The 25,432-nt window shown below is 70.3% G+C and carries 25 protein-coding genes; 16 read left to right on the top strand and 9 right to left on the bottom strand.

Annotated features, from left to right (window positions below; genetic code table 11):
- Position 1: 1 nt before the first annotated feature.
- The gene (gene ctaD, locus MOV08_RS39685; RefSeq protein ID WP_420834319.1) at positions 2-1,657 is read right to left on the bottom strand and encodes an aa3-type cytochrome oxidase subunit I; all 1,656 of its coding nucleotides are present in this window, start codon (positions 1,655-1,657) and stop codon (positions 2-4) included.
- 417 nt (positions 1,658-2,074) lie between these two features.
- On the opposite strand from ctaD, the gene MOV08_RS39680 reads away from it, so the two are divergent.
- Positions 2,075-3,733, top strand: a complete 1,659-nt coding sequence (locus MOV08_RS39680; RefSeq protein ID WP_275312025.1) for a sensor histidine kinase — start codon at positions 2,075-2,077, stop codon at positions 3,731-3,733.
- A 64-nt stretch (positions 3,734-3,797) separates the two neighbouring features.
- Here the strand turns inward: MOV08_RS39680 and MOV08_RS39675 are convergent, their stop codons facing one another.
- Positions 3,798-4,532 carry a response regulator transcription factor gene (locus MOV08_RS39675; protein WP_039639055.1) on the bottom strand — a complete coding sequence of 245 codons (735 nt, stop codon included), beginning with the start codon at positions 4,530-4,532 and terminating at the stop codon, positions 3,798-3,800.
- Positions 4,533-4,702: 170 nt separating this feature from the next.
- Between MOV08_RS39675 and MOV08_RS39670 the strand changes: the two genes are divergently transcribed.
- The 3 genes from MOV08_RS39670 to MOV08_RS39660 all read left to right on the top strand — a co-directional run bounded on the left by MOV08_RS39670 (position 4,703) and on the right by MOV08_RS39660 (position 7,407).
- The gene (locus MOV08_RS39670) at positions 4,703-6,103 is read left to right on the top strand and encodes a globin domain-containing protein (RefSeq protein ID WP_275310996.1); all 1,401 of its coding nucleotides are present in this window, start codon (positions 4,703-4,705) and stop codon (positions 6,101-6,103) included.
- A gap of 155 nt (positions 6,104-6,258) precedes the next feature.
- Entirely contained in the window at positions 6,259-6,744 is a 486-nt protein-coding gene (locus tag MOV08_RS39665) for a pyridoxamine 5'-phosphate oxidase family protein (RefSeq protein WP_275310994.1), read from the top strand.
- Positions 6,745-7,056: 312 nt separating this feature from the next.
- Positions 7,057-7,407, top strand: a complete 351-nt coding sequence (locus MOV08_RS39660; protein ID WP_039642875.1) for a hypothetical protein — start codon at positions 7,057-7,059, stop codon at positions 7,405-7,407.
- A 186-nt stretch (positions 7,408-7,593) separates the two neighbouring features.
- Here MOV08_RS39660 and MOV08_RS39655 read toward each other — a convergent pair whose 3' ends face one another.
- Positions 7,594-8,268: a TetR/AcrR family transcriptional regulator gene (locus MOV08_RS39655; protein WP_275310992.1), complete on the bottom strand. Its 675-nt coding sequence runs from the start codon at positions 8,266-8,268 to the stop codon at positions 7,594-7,596.
- A 208-nt stretch (positions 8,269-8,476) separates the two neighbouring features.
- Between MOV08_RS39655 and MOV08_RS39650 the strand changes: the two genes are divergently transcribed.
- The 5 genes from MOV08_RS39650 (at position 8,477) to MOV08_RS39635 (ending at position 12,852) form a co-directional block, all read left to right on the top strand.
- Complete coding sequence (locus MOV08_RS39650; protein ID WP_275310990.1) at positions 8,477-9,889, top strand: amidase; 1,413 nt, start codon at positions 8,477-8,479, stop codon at positions 9,887-9,889.
- 272 nt (positions 9,890-10,161) lie between these two features.
- Positions 10,162-11,118 carry an SDR family NAD(P)-dependent oxidoreductase gene (locus tag MOV08_RS39645; RefSeq protein ID WP_275310988.1) on the top strand — a complete coding sequence of 319 codons (957 nt, stop codon included), beginning with the start codon at positions 10,162-10,164 and terminating at the stop codon, positions 11,116-11,118.
- A gap of 106 nt (positions 11,119-11,224) precedes the next feature.
- Complete coding sequence (locus MOV08_RS44285; RefSeq protein WP_420834251.1) at positions 11,225-11,440, top strand: TetR family transcriptional regulator; 216 nt, start codon at positions 11,225-11,227, stop codon at positions 11,438-11,440.
- Positions 11,441-11,742: 302 nt separating this feature from the next.
- Positions 11,743-12,033: a hypothetical protein gene (locus MOV08_RS39640; RefSeq protein WP_275310987.1), complete on the top strand. Its 291-nt coding sequence runs from the start codon at positions 11,743-11,745 to the stop codon at positions 12,031-12,033.
- 252 nt (positions 12,034-12,285) lie between these two features.
- The gene (locus MOV08_RS39635; RefSeq protein WP_275310985.1) at positions 12,286-12,852 is read left to right on the top strand and encodes a TIGR03086 family metal-binding protein; all 567 of its coding nucleotides are present in this window, start codon (positions 12,286-12,288) and stop codon (positions 12,850-12,852) included.
- A gap of 55 nt (positions 12,853-12,907) precedes the next feature.
- Here the strand turns inward: MOV08_RS39635 and MOV08_RS39630 are convergent, their stop codons facing one another.
- Positions 12,908-13,369 carry a MarR family winged helix-turn-helix transcriptional regulator gene (locus MOV08_RS39630; RefSeq protein ID WP_275310984.1) on the bottom strand — a complete coding sequence of 154 codons (462 nt, stop codon included), beginning with the start codon at positions 13,367-13,369 and terminating at the stop codon, positions 12,908-12,910.
- Positions 13,370-13,449: 80 nt separating this feature from the next.
- Between MOV08_RS39630 and MOV08_RS39625 the strand changes: the two genes are divergently transcribed.
- Positions 13,450-13,821, top strand: a complete 372-nt coding sequence (locus MOV08_RS39625; protein ID WP_275310982.1) for a VOC family protein — start codon at positions 13,450-13,452, stop codon at positions 13,819-13,821.
- 105 nt (positions 13,822-13,926) lie between these two features.
- Here MOV08_RS39625 and MOV08_RS39620 read toward each other — a convergent pair whose 3' ends face one another.
- Positions 13,927-14,232 (bottom strand): hypothetical protein, encoded by a 306-nt coding sequence (locus MOV08_RS39620; protein ID WP_275310980.1) that lies wholly within the window; start codon positions 14,230-14,232, stop codon positions 13,927-13,929.
- A gap of 395 nt (positions 14,233-14,627) precedes the next feature.
- Between MOV08_RS39620 and MOV08_RS39615 the strand changes: the two genes are divergently transcribed.
- A complete protein-coding gene (locus MOV08_RS39615) occupies positions 14,628-16,067 on the top strand; it encodes an FAD-dependent monooxygenase (protein ID WP_275310978.1) in 1,440 nt (479 codons plus the stop codon).
- Positions 16,068-16,281: 214 nt separating this feature from the next.
- On the opposite strand, the gene MOV08_RS39610 is transcribed toward MOV08_RS39615, so the two are convergent.
- The 3 genes from MOV08_RS39610 to MOV08_RS39600 all read right to left on the bottom strand — a co-directional run bounded on the left by MOV08_RS39610 (position 16,282) and on the right by MOV08_RS39600 (position 18,348).
- Positions 16,282-17,517, bottom strand: coding sequence for an acyl-CoA dehydrogenase family protein (locus MOV08_RS39610; protein ID WP_275310976.1), 1,236 nt, complete (start codon positions 17,515-17,517; stop codon positions 16,282-16,284).
- Positions 17,518-17,760: 243 nt separating this feature from the next.
- Entirely contained in the window at positions 17,761-17,934 is a 174-nt protein-coding gene (locus MOV08_RS39605; RefSeq protein ID WP_275310974.1) for a hypothetical protein, read from the bottom strand.
- 159 nt (positions 17,935-18,093) lie between these two features.
- Positions 18,094-18,348 (bottom strand): ribbon-helix-helix domain-containing protein, encoded by a 255-nt coding sequence (locus MOV08_RS39600; protein ID WP_102923032.1) that lies wholly within the window; start codon positions 18,346-18,348, stop codon positions 18,094-18,096.
- Positions 18,349-18,649: 301 nt separating this feature from the next.
- Here MOV08_RS39600 and MOV08_RS39595 point away from each other — a divergent pair, with 301 nt between their 5' ends.
- Positions 18,650-19,072 (top strand): hypothetical protein, encoded by a 423-nt coding sequence (locus tag MOV08_RS39595; protein WP_039639040.1) that lies wholly within the window; start codon positions 18,650-18,652, stop codon positions 19,070-19,072.
- Positions 19,073-19,308: 236 nt separating this feature from the next.
- Here MOV08_RS39595 and MOV08_RS39590 read toward each other — a convergent pair whose 3' ends face one another.
- A complete protein-coding gene (locus MOV08_RS39590) occupies positions 19,309-20,529 on the bottom strand; it encodes an FG-GAP-like repeat-containing protein (protein ID WP_275310973.1) in 1,221 nt (406 codons plus the stop codon).
- Positions 20,530-20,750: 221 nt separating this feature from the next.
- On the opposite strand from MOV08_RS39590, the gene MOV08_RS39585 reads away from it, so the two are divergent.
- The 4 genes from MOV08_RS39585 to MOV08_RS39570 all read left to right on the top strand — a co-directional run bounded on the left by MOV08_RS39585 (position 20,751) and on the right by MOV08_RS39570 (position 25,273).
- A complete protein-coding gene (locus MOV08_RS39585; protein ID WP_039639037.1) occupies positions 20,751-21,161 on the top strand; it encodes a PPOX class F420-dependent oxidoreductase in 411 nt (136 codons plus the stop codon).
- 107 nt (positions 21,162-21,268) lie between these two features.
- Positions 21,269-22,585: a WD40 repeat domain-containing protein gene (locus MOV08_RS39580; protein WP_275310971.1), complete on the top strand. Its 1,317-nt coding sequence runs from the start codon at positions 21,269-21,271 to the stop codon at positions 22,583-22,585.
- Positions 22,586-22,929: 344 nt separating this feature from the next.
- Positions 22,930-23,487 carry a PadR family transcriptional regulator gene (locus tag MOV08_RS39575; RefSeq protein WP_275310970.1) on the top strand — a complete coding sequence of 186 codons (558 nt, stop codon included), beginning with the start codon at positions 22,930-22,932 and terminating at the stop codon, positions 23,485-23,487.
- 64 nt (positions 23,488-23,551) lie between these two features.
- Positions 23,552-25,273 carry an acyl-CoA dehydrogenase family protein gene (locus MOV08_RS39570; RefSeq protein WP_039639031.1) on the top strand — a complete coding sequence of 574 codons (1,722 nt, stop codon included), beginning with the start codon at positions 23,552-23,554 and terminating at the stop codon, positions 25,271-25,273.
- Positions 25,274-25,432 lie beyond the last annotated feature (159 nt).

Raw genomic sequence — 25,432 nt, 5'->3', positions numbered from 1 at the left:
CTCAGTGGTCGGCGGTGGGACGGTCCGCCGCGGCGGGGGCGTCGGCGGCGACGGGATGGTGCAGGTCGAAGGCCGGGGACTCGCTGCGGATCCGGGGCAGGGCGGTGAAGTTGTGGCGCGGCGGCGGGCAGGAGGTGGCCCACTCCAGGGAGCGGCCGTAGCCCCAGGGGTCGTCGCAGCCGACCTCCGTGCCGTATTTGGCGGTCTTCCAGACGTTGTAGAAGAACGGGAGGAAGGACAGGCCCAGGAGGAAGGAGCCGATGGTGGAGAGGGTGTTGAGGGTGGTGAAGCCGTCGGCGGCGAGGTAGTCCGCGTAGCGGCGGGGCATGCCGGCGGCGCCGAGCCAGTGCTGGACGAGGAAGGTGAGGTTGAAGCCCACCGTGAGCGTCCAGAAGGTGATCTTTCCCAGGCGTTCGTCGAGGAGCTTGCCGGTGAACTTGGGCCACCAGAAGTGGAACCCGGCGAACATCGCGTACACCACGGTGCCGAAGAGCGTGTAGTGGAAGTGCGCGACGACGAAGTAGGTGTCGGAGACGTGGAAGTCCAGCGGCGGGGAGGCCAGGATGACGCCGGTCAGGCCGCCGAAGACGAAGGTGACCAGGAAGCCGGTGGCCCACAGCATCGGGGTTTCGAAGGACAGCGAGCCGCGCCACATGGTGCCGATCCAGTTGAAGAACTTCACCCCGGTGGGGACGGCGATCAGGAACGTCATGAAGGAGAAGAACGGCAGCAGGACGCCGCCGGTGACGTACATGTGGTGCGCCCACACCGTCACCGACAGGCCCGCGATCGAGATGGTCGCGGCGATCAGGCCGATGTAGCCGAACATCGGCTTGCGGGCGAAGACCGGGATGATCTCGGAGACGATGCCGAAGAACGGCAGGGCGAGGACGTAGACCTCGGGATGGCCGAAGAACCAGAAGAGGTGCTGCCACAACAGGGCGCCGCCGTTGGCCGCGTCGAAGACGTGGGAGCCGAACTTGCGGTCCATCTCCAGGGCGAACAGCGCGGCGGCCAGGACCGGGAACACCATCAGGATCAGCACCGCGGTCAGCAGCACGTTCCAGGTGAAGATGGGCATCCGGAACATCGTCAGGCCGGGTGCGCGCATGCAGACGATGGTGGTGATGAAGTTGACCGCGCCCAGGATCGAGCCGAATCCGGAGAGCGCCACACCCATGATCCACATGTCGGCGCCCACGCCGGGCGAGTGGACGGCGTCGGACAGCGGCGCATAGGCGAACCAGCCGAAGTCCGCGGCGCCCTGCGGGGTGAGGAAGCCGGCCGCGGCGATCAGCGAGCCGAACAGGAACAGCCAGAAGGCGAGCATGTTCAGCCGGGGGAAGGCCACGTCGGGGGCGCCGATCTGCAGCGGCATCAGCCAGTTGGCGAATCCGGTGAACAGCGGCATGGCGAACAGCAGCAGCATCACCGAGCCGTGCATGGTGAACGCCTGGTTGAACTGTTCGTTGGAGAGGATCTGGGTGCCCGGACGGGCCAGTTCGGCGCGCATCAGCAGGGCCATCAGGCCGCCGATGAGGAAGAAGGCGAACGCCGAGACGAGGTAGAGCGTGCCGATCTGTTTGTGGTCGGTGGTCGTGAGCCACTCCACCGCCTTGTTCCGGCGTCGCGGCCGGGCCGTGACCCGGCCGCGCACCGGTTCCCTGACCGCCGTTGTCTGAACTTCCCAACCATCCACCGTGCTGTGTCCTCCACCTCGGAAACGTGAACTGGGCCGGGAAGCGGCCAGGACCGGGAAGAGCCATCGACACGGGGGGAGACCCGGCCCTTCCCGGCCCCTTCATCGTCGGCCGGCGGCATCCGCGGCCCCCAGGGCCGAACAGCCCTCCCCCGGAACGCGATCGGCCCCCTTCCCGGGGAACCGCCGGCCCCCGTGGACGGCCCCCCGAGTGGCCGGTCGGCACCGGTGCCTGCGGACCGGGCCGGGATGATCACGTACGCTGCCGAGCAGACGTACGGGATCTTTGGGAGCAGCACGGTCATGTCCGAATCGCAGCAGTACGCGCCGCCCGCGGGCGGTCCGCACGGACCTCAGCTCCGCGCGCCGGACCGGATGCGCAGCCTGCTCGACGCGGTGATGGGCCTGGGGCGGGGGCTGGAACTCCCGCAGGTGCTCCGGGGCATCGTGGAGGCGGCGGTCACCCTCACCGACGCCGAATACGGCGCACTGGGCGTGGTGGACGACGGGCAGCTGTCGCAGTTCCTGCCCGTCGGCATGTCCGACGAGCTCATCGGCCTGATCGGCCGGACGCCGTGCGGTCACGGCATCCTCGGAGAGCTGATCCGCAACCCCGCGCCGCTGCGCCTCACCGACCTGACCAGGCACCCGCGCAGCTACGGCTTTCCGGCCAACCATCCCCCGATGCGAACCTTCCTCGGGGTGCCGGTCCGGGTCCGCGACGAGGTGTTCGGCAACCTCTATCTGACCGAGAAGCGGGGCGGCGGCTCGTTCGACGCGGACGACGAGGCGGTGGTGACCACCCTGTCCATCGCGGCGGGCGTGGCCATCGACAACGCCCGCATGTACCACGAGAGCCGCCGCCGGGAACGGTGGTTGGAGGCGTTGGGCGAGATCACCCGCAGTCTGCTGTCCGGTACGGACGCGGACGAGGTGTTGCGGTTGATCGCCGAGCGGGCCAGGGAGGTCGCCGGCGCGGACTGTGCCGCGGTGCTGCTGCCGGCGACCGGGGCGGCGGACCAACTGGCGGTGACGGTGGCGTGCGGTACGGGCGCGAGCCGGATCGTCGGGCTGCGGGTGCCGGTCGACGCCTCGCTGCCCGGCATGGCCGTGCGCGACGGCCGGCCGGTGGTCAGCGCCGATCTGCGGGCCGACCCGCGGGCCTATCCGCTGGGCCCGGACGCCGAGAGCAAGGCCGGGGACGCGCTGGACGAGGAGGCCGACGAGGCCGCGGGGCACGGCACGGCATCCGGGCCGGCCGTCGCGGTACCGCTCCAGGTGGACACCGGCTGCGGTGCGCTGCGGCTGAGCCGCCTGGCCGGCCGGCCCGCGTTCGACGACGCCGAGGTCACGCTGATATCGGGCTTCGCCGACCAGGCGGTGATCGCCCTGGAACTCGCCCGCCGGCGAGCCGAGTCGGAGGAACTGACGGTCCTTCACGACCGCGATCGGATCGCCCGGGACCTGCACGACCTCGCCATCCAGCGGCTGTTCGCCACCGGCATCACGCTGCAGAGCGCGACCCGGTTGATAGAGCGGCCGGAGGCCGCCGAACGGGTCGGCCGCGCGGTCAACGACCTGGACACCACCATCAAGATCATCCGGTCCACCATCTTCGGGCTGCGCACCACCGGAGACGGCAAGGACGGCCGCGGACTGCGCCGGGACCTCACCGAGACCGTGCAGCGGGCGGCCGGCCCCCTGGGCTTCACCCCGGCGTTGCGGATCGAGGGCCCGGTGGACGCCGCGGTCCCCGACGAGGTGGCCGAGCACCTCGTGGCGGTGGCCGCCGAGGCGCTCAGCAACGCCGCCCGCCATGCCCGCGCCGCCCACCTGGACGTGGCCCTGTCGGTGACCGGGGAGACGGTGACGCTGACGGTGACGGACGACGGGGTGGGAATCGGGGCGGCACCGCACACCGGGGGCCTGGCCAACATGCGGGCCCGGGCCGCGATGCACGGCGGCCGACTGACCGTCGAGCCGCCGGAGGGCGGCGGCACCCGCATCGTGTGGTGCGTTCCGCTGCCCGACTGACCGCCCACCGGGGCGGCCCGCCCCGAGGGGGCCGGTCAGTCGCCGGCCGCTCCCGGTGCCCGGCTCACGCCCGCGGCTCCTTCAGCCGTTCGGCGACCATCGCGGCCTGGACCCGGCGGCCCACCCCGAGCTTGGCGAGGATCGCGGACACCCGGTTCTTGATCGTCTTCTCGGCGAGGAACAGCCGGTCGGCGATCTGACGATTCGTCAATCCCTCGCCGATCAGGTCGAGTACCTCCCGCTCACGGGGCGAGAGCCGGTCCAGCGCGGACGGCGGCGCATCGTCCGCCTGGTCCCGGACCGGGCCGCGCAGCCGCTCCATCACCCGCGTCGCGGTGCGCGGATCCAACATCGACTGCCCCGCCGCCACCGTACGGACCGCACGCACCAGCGCCGTGCCGTCGATCTGCTTGAGGACATAGCCCGCGGCCCCGGCCATGATGGCGTCGAACAGCGCCTCGTCGTCGTCGAAGGAGGTCAGCATCAAGCAGGCGAGCTCCGGCACGCGGGCCCGCAACTCCCGGCAGATCTCGATCCCCTCGTGGTCCCCGTCCGGCCCTTCGGTACCGCCCAGCCGCACGTCGAGGATGGCCACCTGCGGCCGGATCGCCGGCACCCGGGCGAGGGCCTGCCGGCCGTCCCCCGCCTCCCCCACGACCTCGATGTCGCCTTCGGCCTCCAGAAGGTCCCGCACTCCTCGGCGCACCACCTCGTGGTCGTCGAGGATGAAGACGCGCAGCGGCGCCTCCGGTCCGGCGACGGGACGGGCGGTGGCGGGCTGGACGGACTGCTGGTTCATGACTCTCGCTCTGTGGTTCTTCGCGGTTTCGGCCGGGCACAAGGGGCCCGACCACGAGGTTCGTCGGCCTCGGCGGCCCGCGCAAGGGCCGAACGGCCCTGGGGGAACGGGGCCCTTCGGGCACGGCGGCGCGTTGCGATACTGACGCCCCCCGTCAGGAGGTCGTTCCCATGCAGCAGCCCTACCAGCCCGCGTGCCCCGCCCCGTCCGAGGCGTCCGGCCGGTCCGCCCCCGGCACCGTCGGCGGCGAGTACCACGCCCTGCTCGCCCGGCACGACGCGATGCGGCTGCGGCAGCGCATCCTCGGACAAGGGCGGGCACCCGTACCGGATTTAGCCGCCACCTCCTACGACGGCGCCGCGGACCAGCGGCTGATCACCCAGTATCTGGACCTGGTCACGCCCTTCGGGGACCTGATCGCCCACCTCTACGACGAGATGTTCGCCCGGTGGCCCTATCTGCGGTCGCTCTTCCCGGCGTCCATGGACTTCCAGCGCGCCCATCTCGCCCGCGCCTTCTGGTACTTGATCGAGAACCTGCACCGCCCCGCCGAGGTGGCCACCTACTTCCGGCAGCTCGGCCACGACCACCGCAAGCTCGGCGTGCGCCCGGTGCACTACGAGGCGTTCGAGTCCGCGCTGGTCGCGGCGCTGCGGCGCACCGCCGGGCCCCGCTGGGCCGAGGCGGTGGAACAGGCGTGGGTGCGGATGCTGCGCTTCGCGGCGGCCTCGATGGTCGAGGGCGCCGACGCCGCGATCGCCGAACCCCCGTGCTGGCCGGGCACGGTGACCGCCCATGAGCGGCGCCGCCCGGACCTCGCCGTACTGCGGGTCCGGGTGCACGAGCCGTACGCGTACCGGGCCGGCCAGTACGCGGCGGTCGAATCCCCACTGATGCCCCAGGCGTGGCGGCACTACTCCTTCGCCTCCGCGCCGCGACCGGACGGCGAGGTGGAGTTCCACATCCGCCGGACCGGTCCCGACGGGGTCAGCGAGGCGCTGGTGAATCGGACCAGGGTCGGCGACGTCCTACGGCTGGGACCCGCGCACGGCACGATGACGCTCAAGGAGGAGGACCACCCGCGCGACCTGCTGATGGTGGCCGGCGGGACCGGGTGGGCGCCGGTCAGGGCGCTGCTGGAGGAGTGGGCGAGCCGCCGCTCGACGGGCGGCCTCCCGCTGCGCCCGCCCGGCCGAGTGCACCTCTTCGTGGGCGCCCGCAACCGGACCGAACTGTACGACGCCGAGACGCTGTCCCAGTTGGCGGCGCGGCACGGCCGGCTGCGGGTGGTCCGGGTGCTGGACGACGACCCCGTCACACCCGCCGACGGCCCCATGGGCGAGTACGGTCCGCTGGCCGAGACGGTGGCCCGGGACGGGCAGTGGTCCGGCCATGTCGCCTTCGTCAGCGGTCCGGCCGGCATGGTCGGTGCCACGGTCGCCCGGCTGGTCGCGGCCGGCATGCTGGCCGACCGCATCCGCCACGACCCGGTGCCGGACCTGATGACCTCGTCGGCCGGCCACCCCGAGGCGCACCCGGCCGACGAGGTGGTGGCCGGCGCGGCACGCTGACCCGAACCGGGCCGTGACGAACGCGAAATCGCCGTGGTCCGGGCCGAACGGCCCCTGGCAGCCCTACGCCGGGGGCCGTCTACTGGCAGACAGATCCAGCTCGACGACCTCGACGACCTCGACAGCCTCGCCAGACTCAGGACAGGGAGCACGCCGTGAACGACACCCCGGCCCGGCACACCGCCGGCATCACCACCGACACCGCATGGGTGGCCTGGGCCGACCGCGAGGCGTCCCGCCGCAGCACCGAACTGGACCGCACCGAGGCACTGCGGCTGCTGGGCAGCGTGTCGCTGGGCCGCATCGTCTTCACCCAGGACGCGCTCCCGGCCATCCGCCCGGTGAACCACCTCCTCCACCACGGCGAGGTGATCATCCGCACCCACGAGGGCGCCGCACTGGCCACCCTCACCGAGCACGCGGACACCGAAGGCGTGGTCGTCGCCTACGAGGCCGACGCCATCGACCCGGCCACCCACTGCGGCTGGAGCGTAGTGGTGACCGGCTACTGCCACCTGGTGACGGACCCCGCCGACCTAGACCACTACCAGGCATTGCTGCACCCCTGGACCGACCACCGCATGACCCACGCCCTGCGCATCCGCCCGGACCTGGTCACCGGGGTGCGACTGTCCCGCTAGGGCCTGTCGTCAAACTCCCGTCGTTCGCCCGGAGGGCGGGCCTCGCGGCGCCTGGTGCGTGCGATCGCAAGGCGCCGGGATGTCTTCATAGCGGAGCTATGGGGACATGTCGGCAACGCCGCATGGGGTCCCCCCGCGCCCTCAAGGCGTGGGGGAGGGCGTGCCAGGCGCCGCGGCGCCGCGGAGATCCGTCAGAAGCGCCCTAAGTCCCTGGAATACTCGCCCACTTCAGCGGAAAGTCCCTACGGAGCAGGTCCCTTCGCCGCCACCGCACGCCGATACTGATCCGACGCCTATGCGAAGGAGATGGACGTGACCGATGACGAGCAGCGGCTGGCCGCGCTCTTCGACACCCTGCCCGGCTACTCCGAGCCCAACTTCTGGCGCGGTGTGAAGGCCGCCGCGGGCCTTGCCCGGATACGTTCGACGATGTCCTTCGCGGTCCGCGAGGCCGCAAAGGACAACTTCGAGCCTCTTGCCCGGCTGGCCCTCGACGCCTTCGGCCAGGACGCTCGCCACGAGGCTCTCGTCGACGCCCTCGCAGAGCGCCTCGGCGGCACCCTCCAGGCCCGTGCCTGGATCACCGACGCCGTCGCCGCGGCCGGCCGGATCAAGCGGACCGGCAGCGCCGACCCGCTCGGGGCCCTCATCAAGAAGTGGTGACCGGGCCCGCACCTGCCCGCTCGACAGGTACGACACCCCATTGAACTCCCGGTCACGGCCGACCAGTTGCCCTCTCCTCCGCGCCAGACCACCTACCGACCCCTACCGGCCCCTACCGCGCCCCGCCCGCCCCGCCCCGCCCCGGCCCGGACCGGACCGGCCCCGAAAGCGAATCTCGCTGCTTGCTCACGGCGCGACCTCCCGCGAGCCCGCACCCATCGGGCCCGCCTGGATGAACGCGTCGATCTGGGCGTTGAGGAGTTCGAGCGCGGCCTGCGAGGTCAGATGGCCGATCAGGACGTGGGTGGTCAGACCGTCGGCGAGGGCGAGGAGGGTGTGTGCCGCCTGGTGCGGATCCCGGTCCGCGTGGGGGGCTCCGCCGCCGTGCGGAGCCGGGGCGTCCGGGCGGCTCTCGCGGAGCAGACGCACGAGCAGGGGCTGCAACCCGGCGTAGCGATTGCGCAGCACGGTGGCGAGTTCGGGCGTCACGGCGGCCTGCGCGACGAACGCGAGCCAGACCCGGGCCTCGGTCCGGCGCGCCTCGTCGACCAGGGCGACCTCGCCGAGTACCTGCTCCAGGGCCGAGCCGGTCGGGCCCGTCCCCGAGGCGGTGCGGGGTTGCGCCCGCTCGTTCACCTGCGCCGTCACCCGCTCCGTCACCCGCTCGCCGACGTGGTCGAGCGCGAAGACGAGCATCTCCTGCTTGGTGCGGAAGCAGCGTTGGACCGCTCCCATCGAAACACCGGCGCGCGTCGCGACATCGCGCAGGGTCACACCCTCCAGACCACTGCTGTCAGCCAGCGCGCACACCGCCTCGGCGATCCGGCGTCGTCGCTCCTCGTGATCCACCTGTCTGGGCATGGGCTCGCCTCTCCACTCTCGTAGTAATGCACTTGCATCGATTCCCAGCATAGGATGTGATGCAAGCGCATCGAAACGAACGGTCAGCCGATGCACGGCATGCCATGACACGTCTTCACACGCCATGGCACGTCCTGACGCGACGAGGGAAGGGGAGGACGGGGTGCACGCTCACGCACAAGGGCGGAGCGAGCGGCCCGGCGACGCGATGAACACTGAACTGTGGAAGCTCAACGCGACCGAGCTGGGCACGGCCGTCGCCCATGGCGAGATCTCGGCGGCCGAGGTGATGGAAAGCCACCTGGAGCGCATCGCGGCGGTGAACCCTGCCGTGAACGCCGTCACCCAGCTCATGGCGGACAGCGCCCGCGAAGCCGCACGCACAACCGACCGACGCCGCGCGGCGGGAGAGCAACTCGGCCCGCTGGCCGGCGTGCCCTTCACCGTCAAGGAGAACATCCACGTGGCGGGGTGGGCGACCACGCACGGCGTGCGGAAGTTCCGCGATCACGTGGCAGAGGCCGACTCCCCGCCGGTGCGCCGGCTCCGTGCGGCGGGAGCGATTCCGATCGGCCACACCAACATGCCCGACCTGGCGATCTCCTCGGACCCCGCGAGCCAGTTGTACGGCAGGACGTACAACCCCTGGGACCGGTCGAAGACCCCGGGCGCGAGCAGCAGCGGCGACGGGGTGGCCGTGGCGGTCGGCATGGCGGCGCTCGGGCTCGGCAACGACTCCGGCGGCTCGGTGCGCATGCCCGCGGCCTTCAACGGGGTGGCCGCGCTGAAGCCGAGCTACGGCCGCTTCGCCGCCGACCACCGCATCATGGGCCAGGAGCCGATGTTGGCCTCCCAACTCATCCCCGTAGACGGCCCGCTCGCCCGCTCGGTCGCCGACCTGCGCGCGGCCTACGAGGCGCTGGCGGGCGCAGACCTGGAGGACCCGCGGGCGGTCCCGGTACCCGCATACGGCCCCCGCCCCACCGGCCCTCTCAAGGTCGGCATCGTGGCCGACCCGGCCGGAGTCGGCGTCCACCCCCAGATCCGCGCCGCCATCGACGAGGCGGCCACCGTCCTGGAGCGGGCGGGCTACGCCGTGGAGGAGGTGCAGATCCCCCGGCTGTCCGAGACCCTGGAGTGTTACGGCAAGCTCATCATGACCGAGTTCGGCGTGAAGTGGCCGCGCATCAGGAAACTGCTCACCGAGAAGGGCGCCCAGCACCTGGACCTGTTCATGGAACGCACCCCGCACACCGAGCTCGCCGAGTTCCTCGGCCAGACCGGCGCCCGCCTCGGCATCCAACGTGACTGGGCCAAGTTCCTGGACACCTACCCGCTGCTCCTCGGGGCCACCTGCCCCCAGCCCGTCCCCGGGGCCGACCTGCTCCCCGACGACACCGACGCCGAGAGCCACGCCCGGATGATGCTGGCGGGAGCTCTGTGCACCGTGACCTCCCTCGTCGGCGTGCCTGCGGTGAGCGTGCCCACCGGCTTCGCGGACGACATGCCGCAGGGCGTCCAGCTCATCGGGCAGATGTACCGCGAGGACCGGTGCCTGGAAGCCGCCGAGGTGATCGAGCGTCACTTCGGCGTGCTCGCACCCATCGACCCGCGCCGGTAACCCGAGCGCGCACCGGTGTCCGCCCTGGCGACGGGGCAGGGCGGACACCGGTACCGAGCCCTCCCCCGCCGTTCGCACCCGAACCCCCGAGCAGGCCGGCGCAGCATGCCGACGACAGGTCGGCAGCAGATCGACGGGATGTCGGGCCTCCGGCGCGATTGTCGGTGGCCCATAGGTGAGGTGTCGGTGGCCGCTGGAACCATGGACGACCAGCCGCTCCCTCCGGAGCGACCGTGCCCCTTTCGACCTTCCGAGCAACGGAGCGCACCGTCATGTCGCCCCCATCCCCCATCCCCGCTTGGGATGTTCACCGGCTACCGCGCGCCGACGGCAGCGTCTGCCTTGTCACCGGCGGCAACGCGGGCATCGGGTACTTCATCGCGGAGCAGCTCTCCGCAACCGGGGCCACCATCGTGCTGGGCAGCCGGGACACGGCGAAAGCCGAAGCGGCCATGACCTCGATCCGCTCGCGTGTGCCCGGCGCCCGGGTACGTGCCGTTCGGCTGGACCTCGCCGACCTTCCGTCGCTCAGCGCAGTGGTGGACTCGCTGGAGACACATCGCCTCGACGCGGTGGTCCACAACGCCGGCGTCGCACTCGATGACCCACCACGTCGCGAAACCAGGGACGGCCACGAGGTCATGTTCGGCACCAATCACCTCGGGCACTTCGCGCTGACCGCCCGGCTGATGCCGCTGCTGTCGGCCGCACCGGCGGCACGCATCGTGACCGTCGGCAGTTTCGCCGCGAAATCGGAACGGCTGGACCTGGACGACCTTCAGTCCCAGCGGGACTATCGAGCCAAGCGCAGCTACGGACGTTCCAAGCTGGCCCAGATGCACTTCGGACTCGAACTCGACCGCCGCCTGCGCACCGCCGGCAGCTCGACGACGAGCGTGGTGGTCCATCCCGGCGGCGCCCTCGACTCCCTCACCCCGTCACGACCGCCCGTCCATGTACGACGTGTCGGTGCGCGACTGTGCGCGGCCCCCGCCGCCCTTCTCGTTCAGGGCAAGCACACCGCCGCCTGGCCCGCGGTCCGAGCGGTGCTCGACCCGGCCGTGCGCGGCGGGCAGTTGTGGGGCCCCCGCATGTTCGGGCTGCGCGGCGCCCCCAGGCAAGAAACGGTATGGAGTCACCTCGCCGACACCGCCGTCGCCACCCGACTCTGGGACGCCAGCTGCAACCTGACCGGCCTCGCCCCCGACCCCGACCCGCTGCACGGATAGCCCGCCGAGCCGGACCTCGACCAACCCGCCTGCTCCGATTGCACAACTGGGTCCGACGCCCGACGGAGCATTGCGCCCCGGGACGCGACGGGACAGCGCCCTGAACATGTTCAGTGAACGCGTTCAGTCACGTGCGGCGCAGCGAGAGGCGACGCGCCAGAGGGTGCTTTCCGCAGCTGAGCGGCTGTTCCGCGACCAGGGGTTCGGGGCCACAACGGTCCGGCGGATCGCTGCCGATGCGGCAGTCATGCGACGCCGTGCTGTCGCTACGGCCGCCGGCGTTCATCCAACGATGTCTCGACGGGGTCCGACTGCCGCGTGACTGGTGGTCGATCCTCGTCGTGATCAAGCTGCTGGCAGCGGCCGGGCCAACGAGCGCCGAGCAGTATTCAGCTCCCCGCTCATAGCGGCGATGCCGGTGACCGGCCAGCCGCCTCATCGTCGAGCAGGTCTGCGACCAGTGCAGTGGCCTTGCCGGTACAGGTACCCCTACCAGTACCGGCAAGGCCACTGGCCTCGTTCTTCCGTTTTGCTCCGTCTGGGATACTTGGTTCCATGCCGCGAACCCCACGACACGAACCCACGCGCTCATGGTCCACGCTTCTTGCCGCCTGCATTTTTCCCGTGGGTCTCGACGGCCGTCAGCAAGAGTCCTGGTCCCAGTGGACGAACTGGCGGGTCTTCGTTCTTCTGCTCTTCGGGCCCCTCATGGCGATCGGGGCGTTCACCGCGCGAGGCCCCGGGGTGACCTGGTGGGAGCGGGGCGCCCTCGCCGTGGTCGGCGCCCTCGTCTCGGCGGTCCTGGTACGTGTGGTGATCGCGTACCGGCAACTCAAAGCCTCGGCCCGAACCGCCGTCTCCGCGCCCTCCGAGGACGTTGTTGCACAGCCCGAAGCAGCCGACGCCAGCAGGTGATCGGGCAGCGTCCGGGCCCGTAATGCCGCAAGTCCCCATCAAGCAGTGGCAGTTGGCGAACATGCCCGTACGCCCGCCCCGCACCCCTGAGCAGGGCCGCGCACCGGGCGGGCGCCGGCATGTAGGGCGGCTTGCGTCCTAGATCTGGTGCACTCTGCAGCCACCGGCGCATCCGCCGACGGCACGGAAGGGACGGGGCACAGACCCACACGCCCACGGGCGGGCCCCGCAGACGAAAGGGCACAGATCACCATGACCGAGGTCATCGAACTGCTCGGCAAGACCCTGACCCACACCACCCGACTCCTGAAGAACGTCACACCGGAGCAGTACGGGCAACCCACCCCGTGCGCCGAGTTCGACGTATACGCCCTGGCCAACCACCTGGTGGCAGGCAACCTGTACTACGTCCGCCTGGCACAGGGCGGCGCTCCCGACTTCTCCCTGTTCGCCCAGGACCAGATCGGTGGCCGACAGCCCGGCGACGCCTACGCCCGGGGCGCCGAGGACGCCCTCGACGCCTGGCGGACCGAAGGCGCCGTAGAGCGTCAGATGACGATGCCGGGCGGCGGACAGGGGCCGTTGGTCACGGACCTGCAGCTGCTGGAGGCGACACTCCACGGCTGGGATGTGGCCACCGCGACCGGCCAGGACCGCCGCGGGGACCCGGATGTCGTCCAGGCCGTCCATCAGCGCTGGTACGGCAGGTTCCCCGACGCGCTCCGGTCCCAGACGAGGCTGTTCGGCCCGTCCAGGCCCGTGCCCGAGGGAGCTCCCGCCCTCGACGAGATCGCCGCCTACTTCGGTCGCACCGTCTGAAACGGCACTGCCCGGGCAGCGCCACCAACGAACCGCCCCCCAACTGCCTGACGGGTCACTCCTCCAAGGCTGTCGCCAGGCGGTCGAGGTCGGCGAGGAGCGCCGGCAGGCGCTGGGCCGGGATGGCCTCGACCATGCGGCTTTCGATGGCGTAGACGGCGGCCTGAACCGTGGCCAGGCGCCTGTGCCCCTCCTCCGTGAGATGGGTGGGCAGGGCACGGCCATGGTGGGCGGTGGCCGGGCGGGTGATCAGGCCGGCTTCCTGCAGACCTCGAAGGACGACGCTGCCGGACTGCCTGGTGACGAAGGTCGCGCGGGCGAGTTCGGCGTTGGACATGCCTGGACGCAGAGCCAGGAGCTCCAGGGTGGCGTATTGCGGCACGGTGAGCCCGTGCGCGCGCAGGACCTTGTCCATGGCGCTGCGCAGGGCCGCCTGGGCCCGTTTGATCAGGTATCCCACGTGCTGGGTGACGTCTGCCGCGGGGCGGGACGGCTCGGTGGGCTCACTCTCCATCATGTCAGCATTTTGACATAGGGGTGCACTCACTCCTACTCTCACCCATGTCAAAGTTCTGACATATAGAGGGAGGAGTACCTGTGTCTGTCGCCATCGACGGCCCCGACTTCGTCGCCCTGCAAGTCCGCGATGTGGCAGCGGCCGCGGCCTTCTGCGAGCAGCATCTGGGCTTGCGTCGGGCCGCGGTCTCACCGCCGCACGCGGTCGTGTTCAACACCAAGCCGACCCCGTTCGCCGTCCGCGAGCTCCTCCCCGGCATCGACCTCGCCGACGCCGCACGCCCGGGCCTCGGCGTGGCGCTCTGGTTCCGGACTCCCGACGCCCACCAGCTCCACGACCAACTCGTCGCCGCCGGAATCAAGATCCTCACCCCGATGGCGAACAGCCCCTTCGGGCCGATGTTCTCCTTCGAGGGCCCGGAGGGCTACACGCTCACCGCGCACGGAGGCTGACCGGAGCCAGTCCAACGGCAGAGCGTCAGGTGCCAGGCCGCACGAGAGCCGCCCCGCCCTTCGGGAGGGGCGGCTCTCACCTGCGCCGTCCGTCCCTGGCAGCGACTACCGCACCGGGCGCAGCGGTTCCCGAATGTCGCGCAGGTGCCGATCGAAGAAGGCACCGACGTGGCTTCGCCTGATCTGCGCGGCGCGCCGTCCCGACAGCGGCGCGGAAGGGTCGTTCACCTCGGCAGCACTTCCCAGCAGCATGAAGGACCTGCCCTGGAGCCCGGATACGGGCACAGGCACGTTGAACATCCTGTCCATGTTCACGCCTGCGCGTACCCGGCCGTCGAGAGCCACGGTGTGCGCCGTGCTGTCCCCGCCGATGGAGTGCCCAGCCATGCCGATGCACTTCGTGTCCGCCATCTGCCCTTATTTCCCAGCAGGGTGACGTCCAGTCAACTCGGCGGGAGTTCGAGCCGGGCGGACCGCGCGGCGCCGCTGGATGTCGGCACAGGTGCACTCGCCGCGAAAGCCGTCTCGGACGCAGCGGCCGGTAAGGACAGGGAAAGGGCGAGCAGCGCGGCTGTCGCGATGCGGTGGGGTCTGTTCGTGGAGGAACGGTGCGACGCCACCCACGCCGTTGGCGTGCACGGAACGAGGTCGTTCGCCCACCGACGACGCACCGCGTCGTAGTCGGATTCCACCAACGAAGCGGTGACCAGTGTCGGATGCCACCGCACACGGGCCGGTGTCTGGCTCGGGCGGCCCGGCAGGCGGAGTGTTGCGCCTGCCCTAATCGACCCATCCAGGGGGAACTCATGGACACCGATGTACTCGTCGTCGGCGCGGGCCCGACCGGCATGACACTGGCCAACGAACTGCGGGTGGCGGGGGTGGCGACCGTGCTGGTCGACAAGCTCCCGCGGCGCAGCGAGTTGTCCAGGGCCGGCGGTGTGCAGTCCCGCACGCAGGAGGCGTTCGATCAGCGCGGCCTGCTGGAACCGTTGTTGGCCACCGGAGACCACCCGGTCGGCTCCGCTCACTTCGCCGGGATCCCGCTGCCGCTCACCCGTGGCCGGCACCGCCTGCCATGGCGGTCCATACCGCAGGTGGTGATCGAGGGATTCCTCGAACAGCATCTTGCCGCACACGACATCCACGTCCGGCGCGACCACGAGCTGGTCGACCTCGCCCAGGACGAGAACGGCGTCACCGCGACCTTCGCCAACGGCGCACGCGTCCACGGCCGTTACCTCGTGGCCGCCGATGGCGCCCACAGCACGGTGCGGTCGCTGCTGCGGGCCGAGTTTCCCGGCCAAGCAGGCACGGTGACCGCGGTCGCCGCCGACGTGCGGCTGAGGTGCGACGACCAGGCGATGACGCACAGCTGGAACGCGGAAGGACACTGGGCGCACATGTTCCCGCTGGGCACCGACCCGCAGGGCAGGCCACTGCGCCGACTCGCCATGGGCGGGCCGGGCCGGTCACTGCCCAGGGACGTCCCGGTCACCGAGGACGAGATCCGCAACGGCCTGCGCGACATCTTCGGATCCCGGGTGGAACTGCTCGAACTCCGCTACGCCCGCCGCATCACCAACGCCGCCAGGCAGGTCGCACAGTACCGGCACGGGAGGGTGTTCCTGACTGGCGACGCCGCGCACGTCCATCTTCCGCTCGGCGCGCAGGGAATGAACACCGGGATCCAGGACGCGCTGAACCTCGGGTGGAAACTCGGTGCCGCCGTGCACGGTTGGGCCCCGGATGAGCTGCTGGACACGTATCACGGGGAGCGGCACCCGGTCGGGGCCGCCGTGCTGCGCAACGTCCAGGCACAGAGCCTGCTGATGGACTGGGAGGGCACCCGCGACCCGAGCGTGGCCGCCGCCAGGGAACTGTTCGCGACCATGGCGCAACTGCGCGACGTTCAGTGCCAACTCGACGACATGCTGTCCGGGATGGGCATCCGCTACCCCATGCCTGGCACCGAGGACCAATCGCTCGTCGGCCTTCCCTCGCCGGATCTGCGCCTCGGGCCGGTCCGGTTGCACGAGCTGTTGCGGTCCGGGCGCGGCATCCTTCTCGACCCGGCCGACAGGTTCGCCAAGGTCGCCCACCTCTGGTCAGACCGGGTGGACCGCACGGGTCAGGGCACCGACGGCCGGCCGATGCTCATCCGGCCGGACGGCTATGTGTGCTGGGCCGGCGGTCCGGACGGCCCGGAACCGGCGCTCGGACACTGGTTCGGCGAGCCCCGCTGAGCGATCCTCCCCGGTGGAACTTCCGTCCGGGCATACGAGAGCGACCCGCCATCGGCGCGCCGCAACGGGATCGACACCGCGCCGGACGGGAGCAAGGGACAGGCAATGACTGCGCGTGGCAACACCAACAGTCAATGACTGCGAGGGGGGCAACACCAGCACGCGATGGGCGTCCGGCAATCCACCCGCCTCAACCGCTCGGCCGACCGACCACTCAGATCAGCGGAGTGACCTGCTCCTCGATGCCGAGCAGGGACCGGCCGTAGATCTCGTTCGCGATGGCGGGATTGATCATCGCGTGCCGGCTGCCGGTCCCCAGATCCCGCCAGATGCGCTGCAACGGGCTGCCGTCGGCGAAGCTCCTGGCTCCCTGCACGTTCAGCAGGATCTCCAGCGCCTCCCGTGAGCGGCGGGCGACGGTGGCGATGTCCATCCGGACCCGGGTCCGGTCGGGCACGGGCATGCACCGGCCGCTCGCCGCCCAGCTGTCGACGTCGTCCGCCGCCCGCATCAGGTGCAGGGCGGCGGTATCGACCAGTTGCGCGGCCTCGGCGAGCTGTGTCTGGGCCGCGGGGGCCTCACGGGCTTCGTCGTAGAAGGTGTGCGAGATGCCGCGCCCCTTGGCGAGCGAGGCCAGCACCAGCTCCAGTCCGCCGCGGGCGAGACCCAGCAGCGGGCCGGCGAGGGAGAGGGAGAGCGCGGGGATGAACGCCGTGCGGTACAGCGCCTCGTCCGTGAACTCGGTGGGATACTCGCCCTGCTTCGCCTTGGTCACCGACAGGATGCGGTGCGCGGGGACGAAGACGCCGTCGGCGACCAGAGTATCGCTTCCGGTTCCACACATCCCGGCCACGTGCCAGGTGTCCTCGATGGTCAGCTGTTCCATCGGGACCAGCGCCAGCCCTTGGTCCACCTGCTCCCCGGACGCGCCGCTGACCTGCATACCGAGCAGCGCCCATCCGGCGTGCTGGCACCCGGAGGCGAAGCCCCATCGTCCGGAGACGACCTGTCCCCCGTCGGCCGCCCGGCTCGTGCCTTGGGGAGGAAGGGCGGAACAGACACGGGCACGAGGGTTGGCCTCGTACACCTCACGCTGGGTGCGTTCGGGATAGAGCCCGACGGCCCAGCCGGAGATGTTGATCAAACTGGTGACCCATGCGGTGGATCCGCAACCGCGGCCAAGCTCCGAGGTCACCTCAAGCAGGGTGCGGATGCTCTCCTGGCGGCCACCGAACCTCTCGGGCGTCGTGATGCCGAACAGCCCGGCCTCGTCGAGCGCCGCGATGTTCTCCTCCGCGACCTGCCGATCCTGCTCGGTGCGGGCGGCATTGCGCCGCAGCAACTCGACCAGCCCTGCGGCCCGTTCGGGGAGATCGGCACGCTCTTCGCCCGTTGCCGGCCCCGTGCGGGCCGTCAGCCCGACGGCCCGGTTCATCGCGCTTGTCGCCATGGCTCCTCCTCCACGCTCGGGTACCCACCTCGCACAGGGAGCACCCTGACTCGCCCATGAAAGCATCACCGACCGCCCGGCAGCGGCAGAAGCACGTCGTCCGCGGCCCTCCTTCACCCGCCACGCGGCGGGTTCCGGCCAACCTGACAACGAGCCGGGGCGGTAGCCGTCGCCACAGCCATCACCGCGGCCGCATCCGTGGCCGTGGCCGTAGCCATGGCAGCTACCGCCGGATAGGCAGCGTCACCTGAGACGGTTGAAGATGCCCTGGCCGGTCGCGTCGAGGGCATCGTCGCCGCGCCAACGGACACACCTCAGGGCCTGTGTGATCCATTCGGGCGTTGCATCGGTGTACTGGCGCTGTCGGGAGCCGTGGCCACGCGGACAGCCGAGCAGCACGGTCAGTACGTTGTCCATCGTGTCGCCCTGCTCGTCGAGGTCGGACGCGAGCCCCCTCGACGGTGAACAGGCCCTCGCGAGTCATCCGCTCCACTGCAGGCCGGTGGTCAGACGAAGCTCAGACGGAACTCAGACGGAACTCAGACGGGTCCAGGCAGACTTCAGACGAAGCAGAGTTCAGACGAAGTAGAGGCGTTCGAGTTCATCACTGTCGGCCAACCTGGTGTAAAGGGTGCCGCCGTCTTGGGCGACCCTCTCCAAGTAGGCGTAGATCTGCAAGGCCCGGTTGATCGTGTCGGTCTTGGTGTCGCCCGTGAGCTTGACGGCCTGATCCAATGCGGCGGCCGCCTTCGGGGCGAGGTTGACGGTGATACGAGTCGGGCCGGCGCTCTGCCATTCCTGAGCGGCGGTCCCCTTGCGCGAGGTGGACATCTAACGACTTCCCCTTCGTCCGAAGCATCCGCGGGGCTGACCCGGCCAGAACCCTATGTATCCACGATGCCCGATCGTACATACGGTGTCAAGCAATCGTATGGACGGTACGCGCATCCCGCATGCACAGGACGCGCCTTGCGTATGAACCTTGCCCGCATCCGTCACCACGGCGTCGAAACTGAGTAACAGTCACGTAAGGGCAGGGAAAGTCAAGTTGATCCACATCACACAGAGTCGCTAGCGTCGAGGTGTGAGCGGTTTAGGAGATGGAGGACGGCTGAGGGGAGAAGGACGAGAGATGGCCACCAAGGACCTCGACCTCAGCTTGGAAGAACCCAGCAACCGCGCGGACGCGGCTGTGCTCAAGGAAAGCACCGGACTGACCTTCAAGTGGGAACTCGGCCCCGCCAAAATGGAGGTCGCCACCGACGAGACCCAGGCGATGTCGCCTTCCGCGATCGCCATCGCCATGCTGCTGCTGTCCGCCGGAAGCAGCATCCCGGCCGTGGTCCTCGCCCTGACCAACCAAATCCTGCACGCCCCGGCCGTACTGATGGCCGCCGGCGCCATCACCCTGTTCCTGGTGGTCTTCGCCACCGGCACACTGCTGATGCTGCACGGCGGGGCAATCGGAAAGTCCCTACAAGCGCCCGCTCCCAGGAATCATCCGACCACCAGCAGCGGACGCCCGCGCTACCGCCGGCCCCGATCGCGCCGCTGAATTGCCGGGCGTCGGCTGAGGCGCGATGGGCGAAAGCCGCACGGACATCTGCGCGGCTGTCCGCAGGTGCCTCTGCACGACTGTCCGCACGGACCTCCGGACGGTCGGTGACGAACGAGACCGGCAGGGCCTTCGGCATCCTGATCGAACGTCGGACGATCAGGATGCCGCCGCCGCCCGTCGTGCGTCGCGCGTCGCCGTCATCGTCGTCGTCGGCGACCCGTCCACGACGTGGTCTAGCAGAAGCCGTTGAGGCCCCACCACTCACCGTTGGTCCGCTCGCCGCGCGACAGCAGGCCGTTGCCCAGTCCGCGGTAGGTGACCAGCCAGCCGGGGTTGCCGGGGTAGCCGTCGAGCACGTACTTCTCGTTGGTCACGGTGACGAGGTCGGGACGTCCGTCGCCGGAAGAGTCGCCGTTGGCGATGAGGTTCGCCATGGCGTTCCAGCCGCCCGAGCCGACCAGGACGCGCCCGCCGAGGGCGGCGGAGCGGCCCGGGTAGAGCCACAGCTTGCCGGTGGACGCCTCGCGGGCGTAGAGGTCGGGGCGGCCGTCGCCGTTCATGTCTCCGACGCCGACGAGCGCGTTCATGGCGTTCCATCCACCGGTGCCGATCAGCTTGCGCGAGCCGAGCGCGCCGGTGGAGGTGCCGGGATACAGCCAGAGCTTTCCGGTGGACCTCTCGACGGCGATCAGGTCGGCTCGTCCGTCGCCGGTCAGGTCGCCGAAGGCGGTGATGTTGCTCATGCCGTTCCAGCCACCCGTGCCGATCAGCTTGCGGGTGCCGACGGAGCCGTTGCCCGTGCCGGGGTAGAGCCACAGTGTGCCGGTGGCCGCCTCACGGGCGATGAGGTCCTCGCGGCCGTCGCCGCTGAAGTCGCCGTGCCGCGTCAGGGCGTTCATGCCGTTCCAGCCGCCGGTGCCGATGAGCCGGCCGGTGCCGTCACCCGAACTGAACCAGAGCCGCCCTGCCGTGTCGCGCACGACCACGTCGGCCTTGCGGTCACCGTTCATGTCGCCAAAACCCCATGCCTTGGGGGAGGTCTCGGAGAACCAGACCGGGTACGCGGGCTGGCTGCATTCGCGCTCGGTAGGGACGAACTTGATCGAGCTGGTCGTCGCGGTCGGATACGAGCTGTACGTGCCGGCGCCGGCGGGACGGTCGGGGAAGTAGCCGCCCGACGCCGCGTAGTTCTTGTCCTCGTAGACGCAGGCGATCGACGACGTGCGGTTGGCGTACGAGCGGATCCTGTTGTCCCAGGCACCCAGGTCCGCGACGCTCTTGTTGGTCTTGTACATCTGCCCGGTCGCGCTCTCGCCGGACCAGCCGCAGAAGTAGCCCGCCGGGCAGGCGTACGCGTCCGCGGCTGCCGAAGCGGCGTTCACGGTCGTCAGGCCGGTGCTGGCGAGCACGAGCCCGGCAAGCGTCGCCGCGCTCCGTCTGAGACGTTTCCTCATGGTGCTGTTCCCCTTCGATCGATCTGCGCCGGCACCCTACCCGCAGGTACCGACAGGGACCGTCGAGCTCTCCCCCCTTGCCCCACCGCCCCGTCCCGACCGTCCCCACCGTCCCCTCCCAACCGGCCGCACCCGCCCGCAGACGGCTACCACCCGGCCCCGCGCAAGCCGACCTCAACATCCTTGACCTCAATTGCACTTGAGCTTCTAGGGTCGACCGCATGATCTTCACCGAGAGGGAACACGACTACCTCACCACCCAGCCGCTGGCCCGTCTGGCCACCACCGGTCCCGACGGATGTCCGCAGCTCCGTCCAGTGGGGTTCCGGCTCAACGACGACGGCACCATCGACATCGGCGGGCCGGCCATGGCCCGTAGCCGGAAGTACCGCAACGCGCAGGCCCGTCCCGGTGTCTCGGTACTCGTGGACGACCTGGCCCCGGCGGACGACCCGATCGCGGGCGGTTGGGGGCGCGGCGTCGAGATCAGGGGCCGGGCCGAAGTGCTGACCGTCGACGTGCCCCCCGTGGCACCTGATCACTTCAGCAACGACATCATCCGCATCCACCCCCAGCGGATCCTCACCTGGAACCTGGAGGCACGCGGGAGCACCGCCCGCGACGTCGGATGATGCAGGCCAGCGCCTCCGCGTTCGTCGAACCGGCCCCGGGGGCGGTTCGACGAACGACAGGGGCGCGGCCGGGCCGGATGTCAGTGCCGGCCCGCAGAATGAGAGACATGATCCAGACGATCCCGCTCGCCTTGCCGGACTCGCTGGTGGACCTCCACCGCATCGACCTGAGCGCGCTCTACTCCACCGGCTGGGGCGTCCGCGCCCACGACCTCGCGGGCGCAGCGAACGGGGATGTCTACGCGCTGTTCGGAGTGAACCGGTACCGCTCCTACGGCACGGCCGGCGACAGATCCGACCCGGCCCACGCCAACTTCCGGTACCGGGTCATCAACCGGTACTCCCCGGACGGCGAGGTGCTGGCGAGCGCCGTGTGGGACCCCGCCCCCGTCGACGGCGCCGCTTCGGCGGTGGCCGAGGGAGGCGACATGACCTTGTGCGTACTGCCGGACGGCGTCCTCGCCGTCAGCGCCTGTCCGGACAACACCACCCTGATCGCACCGGACTTGAGCCGGGTCATAGCCACCTACAGATCACACGACCAACGGCCCTTCAAGGAGTACGAGCCCGGCGATGCCTATGCCTCGTCCCTCGGCGTCACACCGTCGGGACGCCTGCTGTGCAGCGTGTCCGAGTACGGCGTATGGAGGTACGGCAGCCCGCTCACGAACATCGTCGGCGTGGCCGACGGCGCCCTGACCGCCGCATCGAGGCCGCAGATCACGGCGATCGCCTCACTGGATCCCGAGCCGGCGCGTCACAGCGAGGTCGACCTGCGCCCACATGTTGCCTACCAGGGCACGCCGATCGGCCTGGCGAACCGACCTCGACCGGCCTTGACCGAGCTGGTAGCGGGCGAGGACCGCCTCTCCGGTTGGGACGACTCGCGCCTCGGACGGCCCGCGGTGATGGCGGACGACCTGTTCGTCGTCCCGTTCTTCGCCAAGACCTTCCGCGGCGGCAGTCGGGGCCGGCCGTTCACGTTCGCCCTCGTCACCGACCGAGGCGAGATGACCGGGCGCCTCCACGGCCTGCACGAGTGGCGGGACTCCCCCTTCACCGGCTTCTGTTTCAACGTCACCGCCGACGCGCGCCGGGGCCACGCCTTTCACCTCAACCGCTACGGCCTCTACGCCTGGAACAGAGCAGGGATGCTGCGGGCCAGACTGGACACCGAGAGCAAGACCTTCAAGCCCCTGACCCACTTCACTCTCCACTCCTGCTCGCCCACGGGCGAACTACTGCTCATCCACAACAAACAGCATCTGATCCTGCGCATATCTGTCCCAGCCGATCTGACCGACCTCGCCGCCACCGTCGAAGCGGCACTGCGCACCTACGCCCGCCAGCGCACCGCCTTGAAGAAGCAAGAGACCCCGGTCAACTGGCACTGGACCCGGACTGCGGTTCTCCATCACCTGTGACCTCTGGCGCGCGATCCGGTGGCCGGACCGGCGGCGGTCACCCGTCCACCGTCCGATGGCCACCGCGAGCAGCAACACCGGCAACGGCCCCTGTGCCATCCGCATGACGAGGGCGCCTGGAGTTCGAGGACACCTGCGTGCCCCTATCTCCGAGATGTCCGGGCCGAAGATCGCCGCTACATCGCCCACGCAGAAGAGACTCCGAGCACGCCAACCGCCTGATCGCCTGGCCACCTGGCCGACCACCCGCCCGACCTGCCGACCCAGGGGCCGCCCGGGTGAGCCGCGTCTCACCCGGGCGGTGGCGCTTGTCTATGCAACGAGTTGCATAGCAAGATCGGGGCATGGCGCTCGACCACGCGATCCTTGTCTCCCTGCTGGAGAAGCCGGGCTCCGGCTATGAGCTGTCCCGGCGCTTCGAGCGGTCCATCGGCTACTTCTGGACCGCCACCCACCAGCAGATCTACCGCGTGCTCAAGCGGATGGAACACGACGGCTGGATCGACGTCCGCGACGTGCCGCAGCAGGGCCGGCCGGACAAGAAGGAGTACTCCGTCGCCGCACCGGGCCGCGCCGCCCTCTCCGAGTGGCTCCACGAACCGGTGGAACCCGAGAGCGTCCGGCACGACCTCGCCGTCAAGATCCGCGGCGCGGCCTTCGACGACCCGACCGCCCTGATCCGCGAGGTGGAGCGGCACCGCCAGGCACACGCCGACCGGCTCGCCCACTACCTCGCGGGGGAACAGCGCGACTTCACCGACCCCGGGGCCGACGCCCCGCTCGACGCCGGGCAGGAGCTCCAGCACGTCGTGCTGCGCGGCGGCATCGCCTACGAGCGGATGACGATCGCCTGGCTCGATGACGTCCTCGCCACCCTGAATCGGCTCCACCCCGCGCCCTGACCAGCGCGCGGAGCCACGGCCCCGTACCCCTCCCGAAACCACCGAGCCCGGAAAGGCGACCCTCATGGCCGATTCCCTGCTGTTCAACCCCCGCACCTACGACCCCGCGCACTTCGACGCCGAGACCCGCCGGCTGCTGCGCGCCACCGTCGACTGGTTCGAGGAGCGCGGCAAGCGCAAGCTCATCGAGGACTACCGCTCCCGTGCCTGGCTGGCGGAGTTCCTCGCGTTCGCCGCGAAGGAAGGGCTCTTCGCGACCTTCCTCACCCCTGCCTCCGCCGCCGACGGGCAGCCGGACAAGCGCTGGGACACCGCCCGGATCGCCGCCCTCAACGAGATCTTCGGCTTCTACGGGCTCGACTACTGGTACGCCTGGCAGGTCACGATCCTCGGACTGGGCCCGGTCTGGCAGAGCGACAACGCCACCGCCCGCGCCCGCGCCGCCGAACTCCTCGACCAGGGCGAGGTGTTCGCCTTCGGCCTCTCGGAGAAGGCGCACGGTGCCGACATCTACTCCACCGACATGCTGTTGGAGCCCGACGGTGACGGCGGCTTCCGGGCCAGCGGCTCCAAGTACTACATCGGCAACGGCAACGCGGCCGGGCTGGTGTCCGTCTTCGGCCGCCGCACCGACGTCGAGGGCCCGGACGGGTACGTCTTCTTCGCCGCCGACAGCCGCCACCCGGCGTACCACCTCGTGAAGAACGTCGTCGACTCCTCGAAGTACGTCAGCGAGTTCCGACTCGACAACTACCCGGTCGGCCCGGACGACGTCCTGCACACCGGCCGCGCCGCCTTCGACGCCGCCCTCAACACCGTCAACGTCGGCAAGTTCAACCTCTGCACCGGCGCCATCGGCATCTGCGAACACGCCATGTACGAGGCGGTCACCCACGCGCAGAACCGCATACTCTACGGCCGCCCGGTCACCGCTTTCCCGCACGTGCGCCGCGAGCTGACCGACGCCTACGTCCGCCTCGTCGGGATGAAGCTGTTCAGCGACCGCGCGGTCGACTACTTCCGGTCCGCCGGCCCCGAGGACCGCCGCTACCTGCTCTTCAACCCCATGACGAAGATGAAGGTGACCACCGAGGGCGAGAAGGTCATCGACCTGATGTGGGACGTGATCGCCGCCAAGGGCTTCGAGAAGGACACCTACTTCGCCCAGGCAGCGACCGAGATCCGGGGCCTGCCGAAGCTGGAGGGCACGGTCCACGTCAACCTCGCCCTGATCCTGAAGTTCATGGGCAACCATCTGCTGAACCCCGCCGAGTACGAGCCGGTGCCGACTCGCCTCGACGCGGCCGACGACGACTTCCTCTTCCGGCAGGGGCCCGCCCGCGGCCTGGGCGCCATCCGCTTCCACGACTGGCGGACCGCCTACGACCGCTACGCCGAGCTGCCCAACGTCGCCCGCTTCCGCGAACAGGCCGACGCGCTCTGCGAGTTCGTCGCCACCGCCGCGCCCGACGAGGAGCAGAGCCGCGACCTCGACCTCCTCCTCGCCGTCGGCCAGCTCTTCGCCCTGGTTGTGCACGGCCAGCTGATCCTGGAGCAGGCGCACCTGACCGGCCTGGAAACCGACGTTCTGGACGAGTTGTTCGCCGTCCTCGTCCGCGACTTCTCCGCGCACGCCGTCGAACTGCACGGCAAGGACTCCGCCACCGAGGCCCAGCAGCGCTGGGCACTGGGCGCGGTCCGCCGCCCGGTCACCGACGGGGCCCGCTCCGCCCGTGTCTGGCAGCGCGTCGAGGCGCTGGCCGGGGCCTACGAGATGGCGCCGTAACACCCTTGCGAGCTGCTCGGCGGCCCGGGACCGGTGTGCGGCCCGGGCCGCCGAGGCCGCTTGCTGTCACCTGCATTTGCCTGGATCCGCCAGGATTCGACTGCCCGGAAGGCACAGAGCTGTCTGGGCGCAGAGCTGTCTGCAGGAAGGCCGTCGAGG

This window comes from Streptomyces yunnanensis, assembly GCF_029011865.1.
Taxonomy (GTDB): Bacteria; Actinomycetota; Actinomycetes; order Streptomycetales; family Streptomycetaceae; genus Streptomyces; species Streptomyces yunnanensis.
The sequence above is the reverse complement of the archived record's forward strand: the minus strand, read 5'-3'. Positions and strand labels throughout refer to the sequence as shown.